Annotated in this window: 14 protein-coding genes; 3 read left to right on the top strand and 11 right to left on the bottom strand. The window is 43.9% G+C overall.

The features are described 5' to 3' along the window. Positions 1–19 precede the first annotated feature (19 nt). Positions 20–2,140: a bifunctional metallophosphatase/5'-nucleotidase gene (locus ASG93_RS30250; protein ID WP_056838280.1), complete on the bottom strand. Its 2,121-nt coding sequence runs from the start codon at positions 2,138–2,140 to the stop codon at positions 20–22. A gap of 424 nt (positions 2,141–2,564) precedes the next feature. On the opposite strand from ASG93_RS30250, the gene ASG93_RS30245 reads away from it, so the two are divergent. Next, positions 2,565–3,122 carry a nitroreductase gene (locus tag ASG93_RS30245; protein ID WP_056838278.1) on the top strand — a complete coding sequence of 186 codons (558 nt, stop codon included), beginning with the start codon at positions 2,565–2,567 and terminating at the stop codon, positions 3,120–3,122. Between the two features lie 91 nt (positions 3,123–3,213). Here ASG93_RS30245 and ASG93_RS30240 read toward each other — a convergent pair whose 3' ends face one another. The 3 genes from ASG93_RS30240 to helD form a co-directional block, all read right to left on the bottom strand. After that, positions 3,214–4,014 (bottom strand): nicotianamine synthase family protein, encoded by an 801-nt coding sequence (locus tag ASG93_RS30240; RefSeq protein ID WP_162262894.1) that lies wholly within the window; start codon positions 4,012–4,014, stop codon positions 3,214–3,216. 1,425 nt (positions 4,015–5,439) lie between these two features. Further along, the gene (locus ASG93_RS36035; RefSeq protein ID WP_200984549.1) at positions 5,440–5,808 is read right to left on the bottom strand and encodes a hypothetical protein; all 369 of its coding nucleotides are present in this window, start codon (positions 5,806–5,808) and stop codon (positions 5,440–5,442) included. Positions 5,809–5,835: 27 nt separating this feature from the next. Then, positions 5,836–8,253, bottom strand: a complete 2,418-nt coding sequence (gene helD / locus ASG93_RS30230) for an RNA polymerase recycling motor HelD (protein WP_056838272.1) — start codon at positions 8,251–8,253, stop codon at positions 5,836–5,838. 650 nt (positions 8,254–8,903) lie between these two features. On the opposite strand from helD, the gene ASG93_RS30225 reads away from it, so the two are divergent. After that, positions 8,904–10,253 carry a cytochrome ubiquinol oxidase subunit I gene (locus ASG93_RS30225; protein WP_056838269.1) on the top strand — a complete coding sequence of 450 codons (1,350 nt, stop codon included), beginning with the start codon at positions 8,904–8,906 and terminating at the stop codon, positions 10,251–10,253. Next, positions 10,250–11,278, top strand: a complete 1,029-nt coding sequence (locus tag ASG93_RS30220) for a cytochrome d ubiquinol oxidase subunit II (protein WP_056838267.1) — start codon at positions 10,250–10,252, stop codon at positions 11,276–11,278. The genes ASG93_RS30225 and ASG93_RS30220 overlap by 4 nt, the downstream gene beginning before the upstream one ends. A gap of 237 nt (positions 11,279–11,515) precedes the next feature. Here ASG93_RS30220 and ASG93_RS30215 read toward each other — a convergent pair whose 3' ends face one another. The 7 genes from ASG93_RS30215 to ASG93_RS30185 form a co-directional block, all read right to left on the bottom strand. After that, positions 11,516–12,325 carry a transporter substrate-binding domain-containing protein gene (locus ASG93_RS30215; RefSeq protein ID WP_056838266.1) on the bottom strand — a complete coding sequence of 270 codons (810 nt, stop codon included), beginning with the start codon at positions 12,323–12,325 and terminating at the stop codon, positions 11,516–11,518. A 230-nt stretch (positions 12,326–12,555) separates the two neighbouring features. Further along, the gene (locus ASG93_RS30210; RefSeq protein WP_056838264.1) at positions 12,556–12,735 is read right to left on the bottom strand and encodes a twin-arginine translocase TatA/TatE family subunit; all 180 of its coding nucleotides are present in this window, start codon (positions 12,733–12,735) and stop codon (positions 12,556–12,558) included. 26 nt (positions 12,736–12,761) lie between these two features. Further along, entirely contained in the window at positions 12,762–13,970 is a 1,209-nt protein-coding gene (locus ASG93_RS30205) for a ZIP family metal transporter (RefSeq protein WP_056838262.1), read from the bottom strand. A gap of 20 nt (positions 13,971–13,990) precedes the next feature. After that, complete coding sequence (locus tag ASG93_RS30200) at positions 13,991–15,031, bottom strand: multicopper oxidase domain-containing protein (RefSeq protein ID WP_235551017.1); 1,041 nt, start codon at positions 15,029–15,031, stop codon at positions 13,991–13,993. Positions 15,032–15,682: 651 nt separating this feature from the next. Continuing rightward, positions 15,683–16,630, bottom strand: coding sequence for a 6-bladed beta-propeller (locus ASG93_RS30195; protein ID WP_162262893.1), 948 nt, complete (start codon positions 16,628–16,630; stop codon positions 15,683–15,685). A gap of 185 nt (positions 16,631–16,815) precedes the next feature. Further along, positions 16,816–18,282 (bottom strand): methyl-accepting chemotaxis protein, encoded by a 1,467-nt coding sequence (locus ASG93_RS30190; RefSeq protein ID WP_056838257.1) that lies wholly within the window; start codon positions 18,280–18,282, stop codon positions 16,816–16,818. Between the two features lie 196 nt (positions 18,283–18,478). Further along, a complete protein-coding gene (locus ASG93_RS30185; RefSeq protein WP_056838255.1) occupies positions 18,479–20,302 on the bottom strand; it encodes a heparinase II/III family protein in 1,824 nt (607 codons plus the stop codon). Positions 20,303–20,430: the final 128 nt, after the last annotated feature.

The following is a 20,430-nucleotide window of genomic DNA, read 5'->3' as shown; positions in this document are numbered from 1 at the left end:
GGTTAGGGATGTTGCATTTTTACTTTAATTGTAACAATCGCTCTATAACTATAGCCATTTGCGCGCGAGTAACGAAATCGGAGACAGCAAGCAGGGTCGTTCCCTTCTCATCCGATTTGCCACGAATAAGGCCCGTGTAAGCTACGACAGCCCAGTCGTCATTCCCCGCAACTTTATCTGCAAAAGCATTCAGCGATTTTTGGACGTCATCACTGATCTGAGGGTATTTACCGACAGCAATTAAAGCATTAGACATAAGAACGGCCATTTGCGCACGCGTTAGCTTGGCGTTCGGATCAAGTACGCTTGCTGCGGAATCCACAGCCGCCGATGACGTTCCTCCTACCGCTTTACTCAATGCTTTTGTGAAATCACGAACGGTCACATGTTGATCCGGTTGGAACAGCTTGCCGCCGTCGGCAGCCCCCACAATGTTCTTATACAGCATATCCGTTACTGCATAAACAGCTTCAAACGATTGTCCGGATAAGTCGGAATAATAGTCATTGGGGATATTTTCAGAAATTTGGATTCGCCCTTCTATTCTTGGAGCAACGGTTTCCTTTTGCTGAATATAATCCGCAACTACTTTGGACAGAAGTGGACCTGCATTTTTATCGAGTAACACCTTCGAGCCCTTGAAAATATCGTAGCCGTCACCACCCTCGGCGACAAAATCAACTACAGCAATCGTATAATGCGCTTTGCGGTCGAGCGGCTGACCCTTTACCTTTACGTTAAGCAAGCGAGCCCCGGGAAGGAGCTTCGGGTTATAAGAATACTCAATGCCGCTCACTTGCGGGTAGCGCCCTGCGCCGCTTTCAATTAGGCTAATTCCGTTCTCCAATGCTTGATACAGTTGATCTCCTGTAATATCCAATTTTTCTACGTAATTCGCAAAAGGCATTGCATCCATAATATCCTTTTTGGAGAGCGGACCCGCTGGGAATACACGTTCCGCACGGATGCCTCCTCCGTTAATGATCGCCATGTCCGCTTTTGTATAATCCTTCATCGCGTCCGCTACCAGATCGCCGATAGCTGTTTCCGTTTTGCGCTGGGAGGCTTTCATGACATCCATCTCGGTCAGGCTCTTACCTATTTGCACTTCAAGCTCTTTGCCGAGCTTCGCATTATAGCTGTCCATGACAGCTTTAACATTCGGATCAGGCTGATAGCCTTCCTTTGCCACATCGGTCTTCAAGGCATAGCGGTGATAATTGAAATCCGCTACTTTTCCATTATCAAAGTTGAAATTGATTTCCCCAAGATAAGTAAACTCATCGCCGATAAACCAAAGTAAGGTATTATGGATTTTTTCCGGGCTATCAAAGGCAAAAGCAGCATGGTCGCCGACAATCAAATCGATTCCATCCACTTTCTCTGCGACTATCCGAGCATCAGGACTGGCGAGATGAGAAGAAACGATGATGAATTGGGCGCCTGCTGCCTTCATTTCGGGAATAATCTTTTTCATGGCTTCTACTGGTTTCAGAACGATGGCATTCGGTCCCATGGAAGTAATTTGAGGCGCTTCCTCGTTAATGAGCCCTGTGATTCCGATTTTCACACCGCCGACTTCTTTGATGATATACCGTTTCGCACCGGATTCCTTGGCGAAAACATCCCCTGTACGCTTGTCAATCGCATTGGCGCTAACCCATGGGAATTGGCTCGCTTTCACTAACTTCGACAGCTGATCGGGCCCCATATCAAAATCATGATTGCCGTATGTGTTGACATCGAGCTTGCCCGCATTGAAAGCATCTACGATGGGTTGCCCTTGAAATGCAGATGAATTAACCGACGTTCCGAGATCGTCACCGTTGCCAATGAATAACGAATTGGGTTGAGCGGCTTTGATTTTGTTCGCAATACCAAAGTAATTAGCAATGTTGTTCGGTTCTTTCGGATTCCCGAAGTTGCCGTGAAAATGAGTATCGTGAATAATGGTAAACGAAACATGTGGGAGCGGATGTTGAGATTTTTCAAAGATCTGCCCTACAAATTGCGATTGAACAGGGCTGGAATCAGCAGCACCGCTTTCATGGGCAAAACCTGCTGTTGGAATAAAGAGCAAAAAGGTACCGGCTAGCGACGCTACTACTCCTGTTTGCCGAATAAATATCAAGTTTTTCATGATTTACCTTCCCTCCACAGTTTAATAAATCTTAAGTCATTATAACATTTGATAATTTTCTTATTGTCAAAAAATTGTAAAATCCCCAAACCAACGATCACCAAGGGTAAACGACTCCGTCGTCCTTCAGGGACGAGCACGTTTGTCGAGGTAGATGTGAAGCAAAAGTAAAAAACTTATACTTTCTGGCGAACACATAAGCGCCAAAAACGCGCTTACAGCGGGACCAGACAACAAAGAACGGTCTAAAACTAAAATTACAGTTTTAGACCGTTTTGTTGCAATAAAAATGAAAGCAACCTATAATTTAGATGATAATGATTATCAATGTTGACATTTACAAATAAACACTTTTTAAATCGGCTGTCAATGGTATTGAGAATTGTTTTCAATGTAAATAAAAACGATTGGAGTGCGGCATTAAATGAGTATACTAGAGGTTCTAAAAGCCAGAAAAGCAATTCGGAAATACAATCCACGTGAAGTGGAAGAGGAGAAAATCTTAAAATTACTGGAATCTGCCACATGGGCTCCAAATGACCGGTTGCGTGAGCCATGGCATTTTTACGTCATACGCGGTGAAGCCAAACAACAATATGAAAAAATCGCCTCCGATTTTTTAACTGAAAGATTCCCCACAAAACCATCTCTAGTCCAAGAATCAATGAGTGTGATACAAAGCACCCCACTTCTCGTCGTTGTAACCTCGGATATCATCCCAGATGATGTTGACTCTTCCGAAGATAATGAATATGCCGTTGCATGCGCAATACATTCGATGTGGCTTATGGCAAGTGAGCTTGAATTAGGATTAGTATGGCGGACACGTGGCGTTGGACTTATTCGTGATGAACGGTTACATAAATTTATAGGTTCGCCAGAAAACAAGAAGATCATCGGAACCCTATTTGTAGGTTACCCAGAATCCGAAACTCCTCGAACAACTCGCACCTCTTTTTCTAACAAAACTACTTGGCTTTGAAGAAGTAATTAGCCGAAAGAAAAAGGATAGAAACTTCGGAACTGTTCCGAAACTTCAATCCTTTTTTCATTCGGTAATCGTATGATTTTATTCAATAATGAGTTATCACCTTCTTTTCGTTTTGTGACGTAGACATCTCAAAAATAATCGTATCGTAGATAGGGTTCCGTACGATAAGGTGCCTCTGAATCCAGTCCTCTGACAAATCGTATTCAAATGGATAATTGAAGAGAGATTTAACGCCATTACCATATCGCATCATAATTTGGACCTTGTGCTTAATTAATTCTTTTAATTGATCAAGCACCTCTATTTTGTTTTTGACTAGTGAAGCGATGATGATATGTGTTGTTTCCTTTAGAAAAGCAAGACTGCTCAGTTTCTCGTTAGAGAAACTAACCAAAGTCTCAATATCGAAAGCTTTCGCTGCATGACGGGATAATTGGACAGCTTCCGAATCGATATCAACTCCCATCACTTTTGCCCCAAATTCTTTAGCAATTGTAAGAACCGAAATTGGAAATGCACCTGATCCGATAAAAAGAACTTTTGACTCGTGAGTAATGCCGAAACTCTCTAAATCATCTTTCACCGATTGAATAAGAGTTGTGAGATATTTATTTCCGTCCATTTCATTTAGAGAAATGCATTTTGATTGATTCTTCTCTACATCACATAAGGCCTCTACGGCAGCTTCCCTTAAAAGCTCTGCTTGTCCCTGTACCTCTTTATCGCGCTCCCAAACCATCCAATGATGTATAGTGTCCTCCTTTACAATAAATTCGCAAAGTTCATCCAATTTGATACTGAGAAGTTCGTAACAGTTGCAGTACGCTCGAGAATAAATCGTTAATTGTTTAATTTCACATTCAAGCAGCTTTAAAGACAACAAGAATTCGAACTTCTCCCTCATATTCCCCTCCATCACATTTATTAACTAATGTGTTATTAGGTAATATCTATTAACATTGCCGGTCTTTAAGAAGCATTTATAGCTTTGAATTTAAGGCTTGGAATGAGAATAAACGACTCCGTCGTCCTTTTGGGGCGAGCGCGTTTGTCAAGACTGATGACGCGAAGTGTAATAAAATTTATACTTTCTGCCCTGAAAATTAAAAATTTTCATTCATCAGTGGTGCCGCAACGCTGCATGTCGAGGAGAACTATTATTCAAGAGCCAAATTAAAAATTTATACTTTCTGCCCTGAAAATTAAAAATTTTCATTCATCAGTGGTGCCGCAACGCTGCATGTCGAGGAGAACTATTATTCAAGAGCCAAATTAACTGCGATAGTGCAGGTATTTTGCTAAAAATCGTTTGAATAGAGGAAAAGCCTGCAACAACCGTAATCACTTCTTAGTTCTTCTCGTTAAAGTTCGCTCCAACCCAAATTAATAAGGAGAGACTTTGGCCTACGACCAAAGATCCCTATTGGGGATACCGAGAACTTATACCTTCTGTNTGGTGCCGCAACGCGGCATGTCGAGGAGAACTATTATTCAAGAGCCAAAWTAACTGCGAWAGTGCAGGTATTTTGCTAGAAAATCGTTTGAATAGAGGAAAAGCCTGCAAATATGCAGGAATTTTCAGCTTTACCACCCTGAAATTAAAAAAAGACCGAAAAAGCCTGCACAATTGCAGGAATTTATGAATTGGAGATAATCAAAGAAAAAAAGCATGTATAATTGCAGGCTTACCACAACCATAATCACTTCTTCTCGTTAAAGTTCGCTCCAACCCAAATTAATAAGGAGAGACTTTGGCCTACGACCAAAGATCCCTATTGGGGATACCGAGAACTTATACYTTCTGTGGTAAATAAAGGGTAAGCTTCGCTTACCCCAAACCCAAAACATATAAATTCTTATCTGTTGAGAAAGGAGCCAAATTGGCTCCTCGGTATAAATTAAATTTTGCTTCTTCAGGGGCATGGAGAACGGAAAATATCAATGATGATGCCAATTGGAATTCGAATCGTTAACTGCCCAGGCTATTTGCATACGAGCGAATCGGAGCCGATTTCCGATTAGTGACCCATCATCGCCGGGTCCGGGTTATCTCCGCCGGCGTTTCCGACTTTTTCCTGCTGCTTCGGTTTACGCAGAAGGAGCGAAAGTGCGACACCCGCGGTCACGATGCACGCTGATCGGCATGCCGATTCCCGAGCATAGCGCCTACGGCATCAGAATCCAGCCCGTTTCAAGCGCGGTGTAGTGCATGACGCCTTGCAGGTACAGCGGCACGATCAGCATTGCGCCGAACAGCGAGAGCTGTACGATCCACGTCAAGATGATGCTGCGTGTAAAGTCGGACGACTTAAACACTTTCAGCTCCAGCAGCGGCTGCTTCTGTGCCAGTTCCACGAAAATGAAGAGGATGAGCGCAATGCCGCCGACGCTCAAGCCCGTGATCGTCGAAGCACTGGACCAGCTGGTACCGCCTTCGCTTACGCCGTACGCCAGCATGGAGAAGGCGATCGGCGCGAGGCACATGCCGATGACGTCCAGATGCGGCGCCGCATGGCGGTCTAGCAACGAGCTTCGGAATGGCATTATTGACGACGGTACTGTCCAGAATAACCATGATCATGCCGACAATAATCGCCATGAGCGGCGGCAAAATGGCTTTCAGCGAGAAGTCTTCCCCGCCGGCTGCCATCGGTGTTGTTTGCGTAGGAGCTGACATAGGTCCCTGCTTTCTGCTCATCGAGCGTCAATATGGCGCTTCCTCGTACGAATTCGCAGGCAATGCCTGCACGAACGGCGACCAAGCGCCCGTCGTGTAAAGATGAAGCCGGTGCATGGCCCGCGTACACGCCGTATAAAGAAGCTTGCGTTCGTTGTTCCGGCCGTAAGCTGCTGGCGAAGCGTTATAGATGAAGACCGCATCGAACTCAATGCCTTTGGCGAGATACACAGGAATGACCATCACTCCCTTTTCAAAAGCGAGCGTCTCCTTCGTAATACGCTGCAGCCCTTCGCCCCCCTGAATTCGTAACGATTCATAGGCCTCTTCGCTTTCGGCTGCTGTCTTGGTGATAACGGCAATAGAAGCGAAGCCCTCGGCCCTAAGTGAGGCGATGTCTTCTAGTAGTTGCGCATCACGCTTCTTCACGTCGTTTGATCTGATCAGAAGGGGCTTGTTGCCTCTTCGTTCAAACGGTACGATCTCGTCCCCGCCGGGAAGCAGCGATTTCGTAAATTCCACAATTTCTCTAGTTGAACGATAGCTGCGAACGAGGCGGATAAGGCTTGTATCGGCTTCGCCAAAAAGCCGAATCAGCGGAGAATCGGATGCTTCCAGGTTTGTGGCCTGCATGAAGATCGCTTGCCCGAAATCGCCGAGCACTGTCATCTGGGCACGTGGAAACAACGTTTTTAAATATTCATATTGAAACGCCGAATAATCCTGACCTTCGTCGACGAAGACATGCCGAATCTCCGTGTTCGTTCGGACGCCTTCGACCAGTTCTTTTACAAACAAATATGGAGTCGCATCCTCGTGGAACAATTCGTTCCGGCTCAGCATATCCTTGGTTTGTCTGCAGATATCAGGCCAATGCGGGGGGATGACGATCTCATTTGTTTTCTCACGATACGAGGTTTCGTCGCCGAATAATTGGACATATATACCGCCTGCATCGACAAACGAAAATTTCCTCACGCTTTTCCTTAGCGGCTTAAAGCTTTTTTTCACGATTGATCGAAGGATCAGTTCCTCCTCCCGCTGGGCGAAGTCAGCGTCGCCTTCATCTCCCCGACGCTTGTTATTCAATTGCTCGCGAACCACAGCGTAGTGCTCCGAAAGGTCGAGTAGTTCCCTCTCTTTGTGAAGCATGTCGAAAGCTTCCGCATACTGCTCGTTATCGAGATAATTTAACTCCTCCTGCACCCAGAATGCTTCCCGTTCCTCGCGTTCCAACGAAGCCAGTTCATTCAATAACCATTCCTGCAAGAGAACAACACGATTGAACAACGACAAGGAATGGTCATAACCGTAAAATTTCGTTCTCATACGCTCCGCAGTAATCAAAACGCGATCTCGAAACCATAGGTCTTTGAACCGCATACCTTCCCTCCCCAACCACTTCCCGTAGTTCTGAAGGGCTTTTAGAAAAGCTTCTGAGGTTTTGTACGCGATCCCCTGGAGGCGAGCCTCATATCCCGGTTCCCCCCGCGCTGTAAGTGTATATTCGATCTGATCGAAGGGATCTTCCGACCGCAATGCGGAACCAAGCCAATTGTCCAGATATTCCTGAAACGTCGTCTGCTGCATATTCTCTTCGCCGAGTTCTGGAAGGACGGTGGAAATATAACTGTTAAACATCGGATTGGGCGAGAAAAGAACGATCTGATCTGCCCTGATCGTCTGTCGGTGTTTGTATAGCAAGTACGCCACACGCTGCAAGGCCGCGGAAGTTTTCCCACTGCCCGCCGCTCCCTGTACAATAAGCATCCGGCTTTTGTCGTTGCGGATGATGGCGTTCTGCTCCTTCTGGATCGTTGCCACGATACTCTTCATTTGCGAGTTCGCGTCCTTGCCGAGCACTTGCTGCAGCAATTCGTCACCAATCGTTTCGCTTGCGTCGAACATGTTGCGGATGTGTCCGTTCTGAATCTGAAACTGCCGTTTAAGCGTCATCGTCCCTTCGATCCGACCTGCTGGCGTGTCATAAGAGGCTCGACCCGGAGGATAGTCGTAGTATAGGCTCGCGATGGGGGAACGCCAGTCATAGATCAGAAAAGTCAATCCGTCATCGTCGACGAAGGAAGATACGCCGATATAGATCTGCTCGCTTGCGTTTAAGCCATCCTCATGAAAGTCAACGCGCCCAAAATAAGGTGACGGGAGCAACCGTTTCATACCTTTCCATTGCTGCACCAACCGATGTTGGCCGCGCTCCCTTTCGGCCAACATCGCGGATTGCTGCTGAACCGAGTAAAAGCTCTCTTCGAAATCTTCGGTCGTGCTCGTGTTAATCGTCACTTCTTCCCAAAACCGCTTGCGGATGTCTGCCGCCTGATCGCGCAGTCCGGCAACCTCCGGCTCCAGTTCGGCGATTCTTGCTTGCAGCTTGTTCCCGACCCGATCCAACCGTTCCTGTTCCTGCCGCCAATCCTTCGCTTCCATCTCTCCTGAACACACTCCTTTTTCCGGTTTTTTGGGGATAAAAAAAGAGCATTGACAAATCAAAGTTCTAGATGTACAATTAAAGTAGGGGATAAAACTGTATACACTCTTTCAATTAAATTGTCAATACCGCTATTGATTATATCATAGCGGTATTTTGTGTTCAATCTATTTTTTTTGCCTCCAGATCAGCTGAAAACTGACCCGGATTACGGACAGTTTAAACAACCCACCACGGATTTAAGCTGCCAGGAGATGACCCTTAATTCATCAGGGGTCATCTTTTTTTATTTCGGGGGGAATAAGACGATCCTTTCCTCGAATTGCCTGCATACTGCCCCAATTAATTACTTGTTCCTCCTCCGTCTATCTTTATTTTCTCTCATCTACCCGACTCATTACGTTACTAAAGTTGTAATACATTGTTCAAACCGTATTCACATATTATGTGAAAAAAATCACATACATAGAGTAAGATAAAAATATATAACAAATCAAATTAAAAACAGAAGGTGATACCTCTTGAACCAATCTCAAAAACATGAAAAACGATTGATGTACCTGATGTTCATTGTTGCTTTTGTCATGCTGCTCTCTTTTATCCGCAAGTTTTTTTGAACCTATGAAAGCTACAAAGGAGATGAGTCCATATGCCTATCTACGATTCCGTATTTTATAGCCGCCTGCTCACTGAGACCACACTGGCATTTCATATTATTTTCGCTACCATCGGCGTTGGTGTTCCGGTCATGATTATGTTAGCTGAATTAGCCAGTATTAAACGTAAAGATCCCTATTATGCCTTGTTGGCACGAAGATGGGCTCGGGGATTCGTTATCACCGTTGCCATTGGGGTAGTTACGGGTACTGCTATAGGGCTTCAACTTAGCCTGTTGTGGCCGAAATTCATGGAGATTGCCGGGCAAGCCATTGCGCTTCCGTTGTTTCTAGAAACTTTTGCCTTTTTCATCGAGGCTATCTTCTTAGGAATTTATTTATATACATGGGAACGTTTAAAACCTAAACATCATCTGTTACTACTCGTGCCTGTTGTCGTTGGTTCCTCTGCTTCAGCATTTTTTATTACGACTGTGAATGCGTTCATGAATACGCCGCAAGGCTTCACGCTAAAAGATGGCTTGATTACGAATGTACAACCGATTCTAGCTATGTTTAATCCTTCCATGCCTACCAAGGTGGCACATGTACTGTCCTCTTCCTACATGACCTGCGCATTCATCTTGGCTGCTTCAGCGGCCTACTCCCTTCTCAGGAAAAAAGGGGACACTTTATATGCTAAGAAAGCTTTAAAGCTGACCGTTACTGCTGGGCTCGTGTTCGCCATAACTACGGCAATGATCGGTGATCTATCAGCCAAATTCCTAGCTCATACTCAGCCCGAAAAACTTGCCGCTGCCGAGTGGCATTTTGAAACAACAAAGAATGCATCGCTCGTACTTGGCGGTATTTTGACTGAAAATAATGAGGTTAAATATGCGTTGAAAATTCCGTATGCACTAAGTATCTTGGCAGGTGGAACTCCCGGAACCCAGGTCAAAGGACTGAATGAGATTCCGAAAGATCTCCGTCCTCCTTTATATGTACATTATTTCTTTGATGCTATGGTTGCTATAGGAATGTTTGTGATTGTCGTTGCCATTTTCCATTTGTGGTATTCCCGTAAAAAGTCCCGTAAACCTTATCCGAAATGGCTTCTATCGATTATCGTTGTGTGTGGCCCTCTTTCGATGTTAGGCATCCAATGTGGATGGTTTTACGCGGAGGTTGGCCGCCAACCATGGATTCTTCGTGGATATATGAAGGTAGCAGATGCCGCTACAACTTCACAGGACGTGGATAAGATGTTACTGCTGTTCTGTTTACTTTATATCGTTTTAGCACTTACCGCAGTAAAAGTATTATCCAAACTTTTTAGAAAAAACGATGTTGCAGATGAACTGATTGCACTTGGTATTTTCGGGGGGAGGACCAAAGAATGAGTCTAGAACTTGTTGGAATTACTGTTTTGTGGATTTTTTTATACGGCTATTTAATTGTGGCATCCATTGACTTTGGTGCAGGTTTCTTCAGTTACTATTCGGTTATCACGATGAAAAAGCATATCATTCATAAGATTATTGATCGATATTTGTCTCCTGTCTGGGAAGTGACCAATGTATTCTTAGTTTTCTTCTACATCGGTATGATTGGTTTCTTCCCTGAAACTGCACGTTATTATGGGACCGCGCTGCTTGTACCAGGTAGTGTTGCTATCATATTGCTAGCCATACGAGGAGCCTACTACGCTTTCAGCAACTATGGTTCCAAAGATAACAAATGGTACATGCTGCTCTATGGAGCAACGGGCCTACTCATCCCTGCAACCCTTTCTACGGTGCTAACCATTTCTGAGGGTGGAATCATCGTGGAACAGAACGGCACGATTTTGCTAGATTGGAGTAAGCTGCTTGGGAGTCCTTATACATGGTCGGTCATATTATTATCCCTAGTCAGCGTTCTCTATATCTCGTCCATGTTCCTTTCCTTCTATGCTTATAGAGCAAAAGACTATCCCGCATTTGGCATTTTACGAGGCTATGCTCTTTTCTGGAGCGGACCTACTATTCTTGCAAGTCTTCTTGTTTTTTTCGCTATAAACCAGCAAAACCCAGAACATTTCCACAACATGCTTAACCTTGGCTGGATGTTCGGAGCATCATTTCTCTGCTTTTTAGCTGCCGTCTACTTCCTTTGGAAAAAAATCAAGCTAGGTCTAGCGTTTATATTGGTACTTTTGCAATTTGCTTTTGCTTTCTTTGGTTATGGTAAGGCCCATTTACCGTATCTTTTATTCCCATACATTTCCATTCACGAAAATTTTACTAACCAGGCAATGGGAACTGCTCTAATCATTGCCTTCATTGCAGGGCTTGTTATTCTAATCCCATCTCTGTTTCTGCTTATGCGTCTGTTTCTTTTTGATGCTGATTATGTGCAAGGTAAAATGATAAAGAAGGGTGACTAAACTTATGGAAAACATGCTAATCCAATATGCTCCACCGGTATTTGTTCTATTATCACTTGTTTTTATGATTCTATGGGTATCAAGAGCTAGTGAAAGTCATAGAATAGTTTAGCTGTTCTTTGAAAACCTCCTCAGGAATATACACATTACAGAGAAAAATAACGGAATTAAAGCATAAAGTAAGGGGTTGCCCATTATCGAACGATAGTGAGCAACCTCATCTTTTCCACAAAGCACTTATGATTCGTGTTCAATATCCTCTTCCATATCGTGTCTAAGCTCTTTAGGCATTTTTTCTGGTTTACTTCCGAACCATTTCGTATAGAGAGCTTCATAAGTTCCATCTTTGGAGACTGCTATAATGGCCTTATTGATCTTTCCCATGTACTTGTTCCGCTTTTTAGCAACGACTGCGTAGCTATCTTTGTTGAAAACGTCCCCTACTTTTTTAACTTTTCCATCTGCTGAGTTTTGCACATAATCTTGAATGCTATGCTCTTCAAAAATGACGGCATCAACGCTTTTATTTTTCAAATCATCGTAAGCATCGGAGATATTCGCATAGCTCCTTATTTTGATTCCTTGAATTTCACTTGCAAATTGATAAGCAGTGGATCCGTTTCTTGTAGCCACTGTTTTTTGGGCCAAGTCATCTGTGCCTTTGATTGCCTCGTTATCCGATGCGGTAAGTATCGCTTCTCCCGATTGAAAATAAGGGTCTGAATAGTCTAATTTGTTCTTGCGGGCATTCGTGACGGTCATTCCGGCTATTGCCAGATCCACATCACCCGATTTTACGCTTTTGTTCAACTCACCATATTCCATAGCTACCCATTCATATTTTAGATTCGCCTTTTTAGCAATGGCTTGCCATAATTCCACTTCGAAGCCTTTCTTCTCTTCCCCCTCAGTATACGTAAAGGGACGGTTGTTTTCTTCGATACCGACTTTGATCGCTTCATCTTTCGAACATCCTGTGAAAGCTAGTGTTACCGAAAGAACGATCAACAGCATGATCCCCTGCTTGCTTCGAACTCGTATATTCATTGCCTTTTATGCCCTCCTTCTCAGGTAAACAACGGTATTATTTGTAAATTGTTAAACGGTTATGCAGATATGTCCGCATATATTGTTCAAGTTGTCATTCAGGGGCACAAGGATAAACGACTCCGTCGTCCTTCAGGGACGATCGCGTTTGTCAAGGTAGATGCGAAGCAAAAGTATAAAATTTATCTACTTAAAAAGACCAATCCGCAAAATGTGGATTGGCCTTCTATTCATTCTACTTTCTGCTTCTCTTTGGTATCTTCTTCTAACAATCCCTTTGTTCCTTGTCTAAACTCCTTAATCGTTGTACCGAATGCGCGGCCTAACTGCGGAAGCTTCGAAGGTCCGAATAAAAGTAACGCAATTGCAAAGATGATGACGAAGCCTGATACGCCAATGCCTGATAGCATAATGATCCACCTACCTTATAATTGAATCAAAACTTAACCATGAGAGCTGTCACATACATAATAAGAATTCCTGCAGTTAACCCGCCAAAATTCAGCCAAGAAACAGGGGAAAGACCTCTTTTCTCGGATTCTTTAAGAATCATTTTAGAAATAACATAAATGACTTGTAAGATAGCCCCGGCACCTATGCCGAAGAATAACGCCGCTAATGTATCGTTAAAAATAAATCCGCCTGCCCAAGTGCCAATAATGGCGGGTCCACCGGCGATCAATGCTAAAGTGACAAAAGTCTTCCAGTTCGGACGATCTTTAAGCAGTGGGGCTGCGATTCCGACACCCTCCGTGATATTGTGAAGCGTAAACCCGATGATTAAGAAAGTTCCTAAAGCAGCTTCTCCGACCGCAAAAGCGGATCCAATGGCAAGCCCTTCGCCAAAATTATGAAGACCAATACCAGTGGCAATTTTGTTCGATACCCTTCTTCCCTCTAAAGAACTGCTGCTTAGCTTGCGTTCATTAGACTGATCTACCGCAATCAAGAAGAGACAACTGAGCAGTGCTCCAAACCACACCAATCCAGTACCTTGAAATAAACCTGGAGCTTCAGAAGCCATTTCAAATCCTTCTTCAAAAGTATCAATCACTAGGAAAAACAAAAGCCCTACCGTCAATGCGAGAATAGCATGCATCCCTCTAACTGAAAATCTACGTAAAAATGGATACCACATGAGTCCTAACCCAATAGGAACAACCCCTACGTAAAAACCTATTAATGCGTATTGCCAAAACAATTTCCCATTTGGTTCAGGTGTTGCAGCTGCGGCCGCAACTTCACCAGTGAAAATCAAGCCATTCGAGGTGATCAGTTTAATTTCATGCGGATCGCCTTGAACCCATGGATAAGGAATTTTCACAGTTCCCCGTTCAAATCTTTGCAAGGTATCGCTCGGTGAAAAATCCGCGTTCCAAAAGGCATCATCCACAGTGACTTGAGCTATCGTTACATCCTCTGGTCCTGAATTAAGCACCTTAAGCTGGATGCCTTCATCATTCAGCGTTATTTTCTCCACATTCAGAACTTCTATAGGAGCAGCTGGCTCACTTTCGATTCCTGTTCCCACTTTTGCGATGGTAGTGATAATCGCAACTAGCAAAATTAGGGGGAGAATTCCCCATAGGATAGCTTTAAATTTGTTTGTTGGAACCTTATTTTCAGTTTGAACATTAGTACTCATCGTACGCTCACTCCTCCTCTCTATTCAGCTACAAAGAAGCCCATCCAACCGAGCTCAGCAAATTCACTTTGATGGGCGTGAAACATGTATCGCCCAGGAGATGGGAACACAATTTCCAAAATGCCTCGTTCTCCCTGACATTGCATAATGGTATCAGTAAAATTAGGACGCGCTTCAGGATCCGCGCCGGTTGCATAATAGTTAAAAAAGTTCGCATGAAGGTGAAAAGAATTAATAGGATCAAATTCAGTAAGATTGCTAAGATAAATACGAACAAGTTCCCCAACTTTCACCTTAATTGGTTCTTGCTGATAGGCAAACGCATACCCATTCACCGTGTAGACTTCATTTTCCCCATCAAGGTTAAGATCAAAGCCGTTCATCAGCATACTGAATTCTTTTGCAGCAGCTCTTGGTTTCCTCGGATCAATAATGAAATTGCCATAAAGTCCTTTATGAATATGTCTGGCGAGAGGAGCAACATGACAATGGTAGACATGCATACCAGCTGGCTTTGCTTCAAATTCGTAAGTAAAAGAAGCACCTGCATGAACTGCTTCCAGTCCATCCATGTTGGTAGGATGCATGCCATGAAAATGGATCGAATGCGGATGACTCGTTGCATTGGTAAACTTCACTCGAAGGACATCCCCTTCTGTACAGCGAATCGTGGGTCCTGGTATTGTGCCATTGAATGTCCAACCGGGAAACTTGATCCCTTTCGCGATCTCAACGTTAGTTTCATAAGATGTAATTTCGTACTCCCGTAACGTTCTTCCATCAGCAAGCTTACTTACCTTTCCATAATCAAATGCTGTTAGTGCTTTCTGTGCTGCTTTAAAACCTTCAGTCACTTCTGTACTCGGAACATAACCATGCTTCATACCATCATGCAATTGTTCTTTCATAGCATTATGAACGCTATGCTTATCCGCAGCTAATGTTGTTTTACCAAATGGATTCAGTAAAGCACTGCCAATGACAGCAAAAGCTCCAGCGGTTCCCATTTTTAAAAGATTACGTCTTGATACCTTATCAACCGGTTTACGTAACATCATCATGCCCTCCTATTTTATATTGCTTGTTTACAATTTTGTTGTATAAGGGAAACTTTTTAGATAAAAAATTTTTTGTTTCCATTAGGACAAATAGTTTACCAAGGGAAAAACTATAACTTCACTATAAGCCCATATCCATTGTTTGTAAACCTATTTTTCCAAAGAAAAATACCTTCATTGCTATCCATCACAAAAGAAAGCTTGAGCGCATAAAACACGGCTTAGGCCGACCTTTGACGAGACTGTTTGTAAAGTTTAATGCAAAGTATGTTACGTCCTAGACGTAACTGGTTCAAACATTCGTTTGATCATCCGTGTCTTGTTGCATTTTGTATACCATTACAACTTTCCATTCCAATTTCCCAATTCACTAACTCCCCATTTCTATTACATTCCCGGGCACGCGTTATAAAGCGAATCAAACAAACAAACAAAAACTGCCAGCCGTGTTGGGCATTGACCTTGCAGGCGCCGTTGAGTGTGTAGGAACTGGTGTTGAAATCGGCGAGCTACCGAACCTTTGTTTGAAGGCTCGTTCGAAGTGAGTTAGCGTATCTTATGGTAAAGTAAAATTAGCCTGCTTAAAGCACAAAAATAAGCCACTCTTGGAAGAGTGACCTTGTTCCTGCATAATAAGCAACACGATGATTTTAATTACCTGCGAGCTAGCTTGGTCAAGCGCCCATCCGAAATCCACTCAGCCACATACACATCGCCATGCGAATCGACACAGATGCCATGCGGAGAACTGAATTTATTTGCGCGATAGTAAGCTTTATCCAGATTAGGCCATCCCTCCTGCGATTTAGCTTGACGATCCTCACCCAAGTGCGCAATTAATCGATCATGTTTATCGAATACCGTTACACGGCTGAATAAATCCGGAAAATACATTTCATCCTTGTAGAAATAGAAGCTGCAAGGCATATCCATATCATGATCAAAGGTGCGTTTGAATTGCCCATCAAGTGAAAACACTTGAATCCGATGATTGCCTCGATCCGCAACATAAAGTTCCGGTTCTCCGCGTCGCAAATCAACTGAAATGCCATGCGGACAAGCGAATTGCCCACTCTCTGAGCCCTTTCCTCCCCATGAGCGAATATAGTCTCCAAGTGCATTATATTGATGCACCCAGCTTTGGCCATAACCATCTGAAATATAAATATCGCCATTTGGCGCCACAGCCACATCCGTAGGCACGAATTTACGTTCAGCATCATAAATCTCTGGTAAATCTGGCGTTCCTATCGTTAACAAATGTTCGCCGGTTAATGTTGTTTTAACCATAATCCCTTTGTCTGTGTCGGTCACATAAAGGAATTCGCCACCTGCTTCTTTATGTAGATAAAAGCCGTGTGCACCTCCTTCAAACTCTTCGCCCCATGCATTCAAATATTGCCCATTGCGGTCAAATACCACAACAGAAGGCGTTCCGGTATGGAACAAATAAAAGCGATCCGCTTCATCAACTTCAATTCCGTGAGTGTAACCTAGTGTGACATTCTCGGGTACTTTGGCCCAATTCGGAATAACTTCATAGTTATGTGACGTATTACCTGCTTGAAGGGAACTCATAGATAGCGCTTTCAATTTATCCACATCCTTTTTCTACTTATTTCCTTTTCATAATAACACTTAATTATTGCACTATACTAGTTCAAATGTTTAAGTCAGTTAAGACCAAAGAAATTATCGTCGACGCTCCCTGTTATCCTGTATATTGAAGGAGTTGAAAAAAAGAGCACCCATTAAAAAGGTGCCCTCTTCAAAAGATGAATTCTTTATTACCGGACCTGCTCCATCCATTCAGTAGCTACATCAACCGCTTGTTTAAAAGACTCTCGCCCGCGGCTAATCAGCGCTTGCTTTGCTTTTTCATATTCACCTTCCAGCATCCATGCTGCATTTTGATCCTTGATCACGCCAAAAGCATCCCATGCAGAGCGCAGCGAGGAGAAGTATTTTCGATCACTCGCCTCTTTTAACTTACTCTCTAGCTCTTTCATACATGTTTGTAAAAGTAACTCTTGCGCCACCTTTTTCTGGTACCAATCGTTTATTTTTTCTGGATTCCTAGCTTCAATCAACGAAACCATGATTGCTCGCATGCCCGTCGCACATTCCATCCATACATCCAAATCTTTCTGCAAGGCATGAGAGTGCTGGAGAGAAGGCAATTTAAATTGCGAAACTACCGATCGTAAGGAAAGACTGCTCCTTGTTGCTTCTTGAATGCTTTCATTCATCCCAAAAATATTATGAAGCTGAACATCGGCAGCAGCCAAAACTTCTTCACTCCCAGCCGCTACTTGTTGAATCATTTCTGAGGTTTGATGAATCGAGTTAGCTATAGACAATGTATTGCTGGTAACACCTTCTAAGCGACCATCTACTCCCTGCATGTCCCCCAAAAGTTGACTAAGAAACGTCTCCATCCTTTCATACTTACTAACCGCTCCTTGCAATGTATACGCTCCAGTACCCACCGTGTCCTTCATCTGGTGAATCGAACCCCGCAATCCATCAGCGCTAGTTGTAACTGTTTGGATAAGTTCCTGTATATTAACCGTTTCCTGCTTCGTCTGAATAGCCATTTTCGAAATTTCTTGAGCAACGACCGCAAATCCCTTCCCCTGCTCTCCCGCACGTGCCGCTTCGATATTCGCATTCAGCGCTAACAATTGGGTTTGCTGAGAGATTTGTTCGATTAAAGTGGTCATGTCAGCGATTTTCTCAAGAGCTTTATTCAATTCATCCATTTTTACATTGATTTGCTTACTATCCTTGGAGATTAACTGCATTTGTTCCATCGCAACACTCATTTCCACTCTGCCTGAGCTCACTTCTCCCAGAAACTGAGTCGACGATTGGACGATGACACTGTTGCTTTCTTTAACTCCTTCAAGAAATGTGTGAATAGGATGGATTTGGTCCGATATGTACTGGGCATGTTCGGAGGCATCCTGCATACCTTCAGCCATTTCCCGCATCGTAGCCGTTATTTCTTCTACCTGCACAGTAATTAGAGTTGACCTCGCGCTCGTATCCTCCATTTTATGAAAAAGCTCGCTCGACGATTTATCGACGATTCGGATGAGAGATTTCAAACTGCGAATTGTTTTTTTCAACGTACTGATTAAGGATTTCTCACCAACAACAGGGGCACAGCTCATACTGAAATCACCAGAAGCCATTTTTAATAAATCCCCGTGAACCTTTTCATACGATGCTGATTGAAATAGTTTGAACAAAGTGATTCCTCCTTTTTAAAAATAAAAAGCCTATCCCATTACAGAAACTGTAATGAATAGGCTTCGTTGCCGACTAGAATAAAAAATAATGTTAGATTCTCTACGTAATCACGTCTTTGTGATGGTTCGATTATATAAAAATTGTTGTTTCGTGTCAATATATGTGACATTACCGTTACATACATCGAAGTACTTATTAAAACATAGGCTCCAGCGTCATAGATATGACCTGCTGTCTAGCCGTATCCACACTCTTCAGATCAACCAGATACACCGTCTCAGCATTCCCAGAATGATCCAAGTGTTCAGCAGTTTGAATCGCAGCATTCAACTGCCGGGCATCATACATAAGCCGAAGCTTCTGACCATCACTCGCGCTTAAAATGATTTCCCCCTCCTTACCAACTTCTGGCGGATAAAGGGTAATGAATCGTTCCGTAATCGATGTAGGAGATTCTGTGAAATCGTAACTGTCCGTTATCGTTAATTTGCCCTGCTGTTTATCCAAATCGAACAATCGCTCCAATTTGTGCAGATGCGGTACATCATAAGCTTGCCGCAGATCCAATAGGAATCGATCTCTTCCATCCTGAATACCCACTTCCACTACCTGCGAACGATACTGCTCTCCCTCACTTTGAAAGCAGCCATTGATGATAGGAACGCTATGCCCTGCTGAGCTGTTGCAAAGAATCGAATATCGTTCATCGCCAAAATATTGTCTTGTGTATAAACCGGCACCAAGATCCTCCAACCACCTGACGCCGTCCACTATCCAGACAAAATGTCCGATGTCATTATGATTATGCGGCTCCGCATTATGTCCGCCCTTGGCTGCAAAGCTGAAGAGTTTACCGTTCACCTGACACCGGCTAACCATCCATTCGGCTTCTTGAAGGAACTCTGAGCGCAGCGGCAGCCCTTCCCTTTTTTTCAGCAGCGCATAGTCCGTCCAAGCCAGATCACGCATTGCCGTTGCAAAGCGGCCGCAGTGATCAATTGAATTCGAGCGATGCGACAGCGACGGGATGCGAAGTTGTTCAATCCTTTGGCATAGACGGCTGAATAAGCCCGGCTGAATGCCGCTCGTACGCCCGCAATCGGAGAAATTCGCCACATGATTCTCCTGTAAAAAGCAGAATTGCGGGAACTCCGCAATGCGCTGGGCTTTCTTTTCAACCAGAAGCAGATCGACCCGTCCACCTGTACGCTGCTTCAGCAGTTCTGCAAAGTAAACGTAATAACCGAAACCATAGTACCAGTAACCGAGCCCTTCGAGACACGCCCCCTCTTCGGTGAACCCTTCAAGGAAACACGCCATCGCTTCCAAAACGCGATTTAAGACAGGCATCAAGATTCTCGAATCCTGAATCATATAAATGGCAGCCATTCCGATGCTTCCTGCGCATACTGCCGACCAGTTGTTCGTTGCTGTCTCCCACCCAAACACTCTTTTGAGCTGCATATACGGATTGAGTACTCTTCGTATAACCTCGTGACGTGCGCGTTTAACGATTTGTGGATCGAGTCGATCCTTGAACAAATGACAAATCTCGCTCAATGCATGGGCCGTTTCGGAAGCGAACAAATCAACGTGCCTTGGCGCATCATCTTCCTCTTCGGAATCTTGAACATTCAGGTGTGCAGGCAAGCACCATGTGTATTCATCGCATATGGCCCAGATGATGTCCTCGAGTGCAGGAATGAATGCAGCATCCTCTTCCAATAGGGCAGCGATTGCAAATGCAGCAAGCCGACGCCGACGATCGAAGTAGATCTTCTCGAATTCTTTTCTCGAGCCATTTACTTGAAATAATCGAAATGCGCTGAAGGGCAGCGCCTCGATAGGCTGCGCGAGAAATTGGTCAGCCAACTGCCGTATCTCTATCCGGTGGGCAGTCAGCAGCGGATTGTCCATACCTGAGCGTATATCCACGGATCGTGTTCTGACTTCTTCAAAAAGGGAAGCATGATGCGTCTCCGCAGCTTGCAGCGCTTCTAATAGTAATCGACTATTCAAGTGAACACCTCTTCTGGGTTTAGTTATCTTTAAACCCACTATAATGAATAAGGTGTTAATCGTCTAGTTCATGAATATACTTTTTCGGGTAAAATATTAACCTCTCACGAAAATTTGCAATTTCTCAC

The sequence above is a fragment of the Paenibacillus sp. Soil787 genome, from assembly GCF_001429545.1.
Taxonomy (GTDB): Bacteria; Bacillota; Bacilli; order Paenibacillales; family NBRC-103111; genus Paenibacillus_E.
Note: the sequence above shows the minus strand (reverse complement) of the source record. Positions and strands in the feature narration are given on the sequence as shown.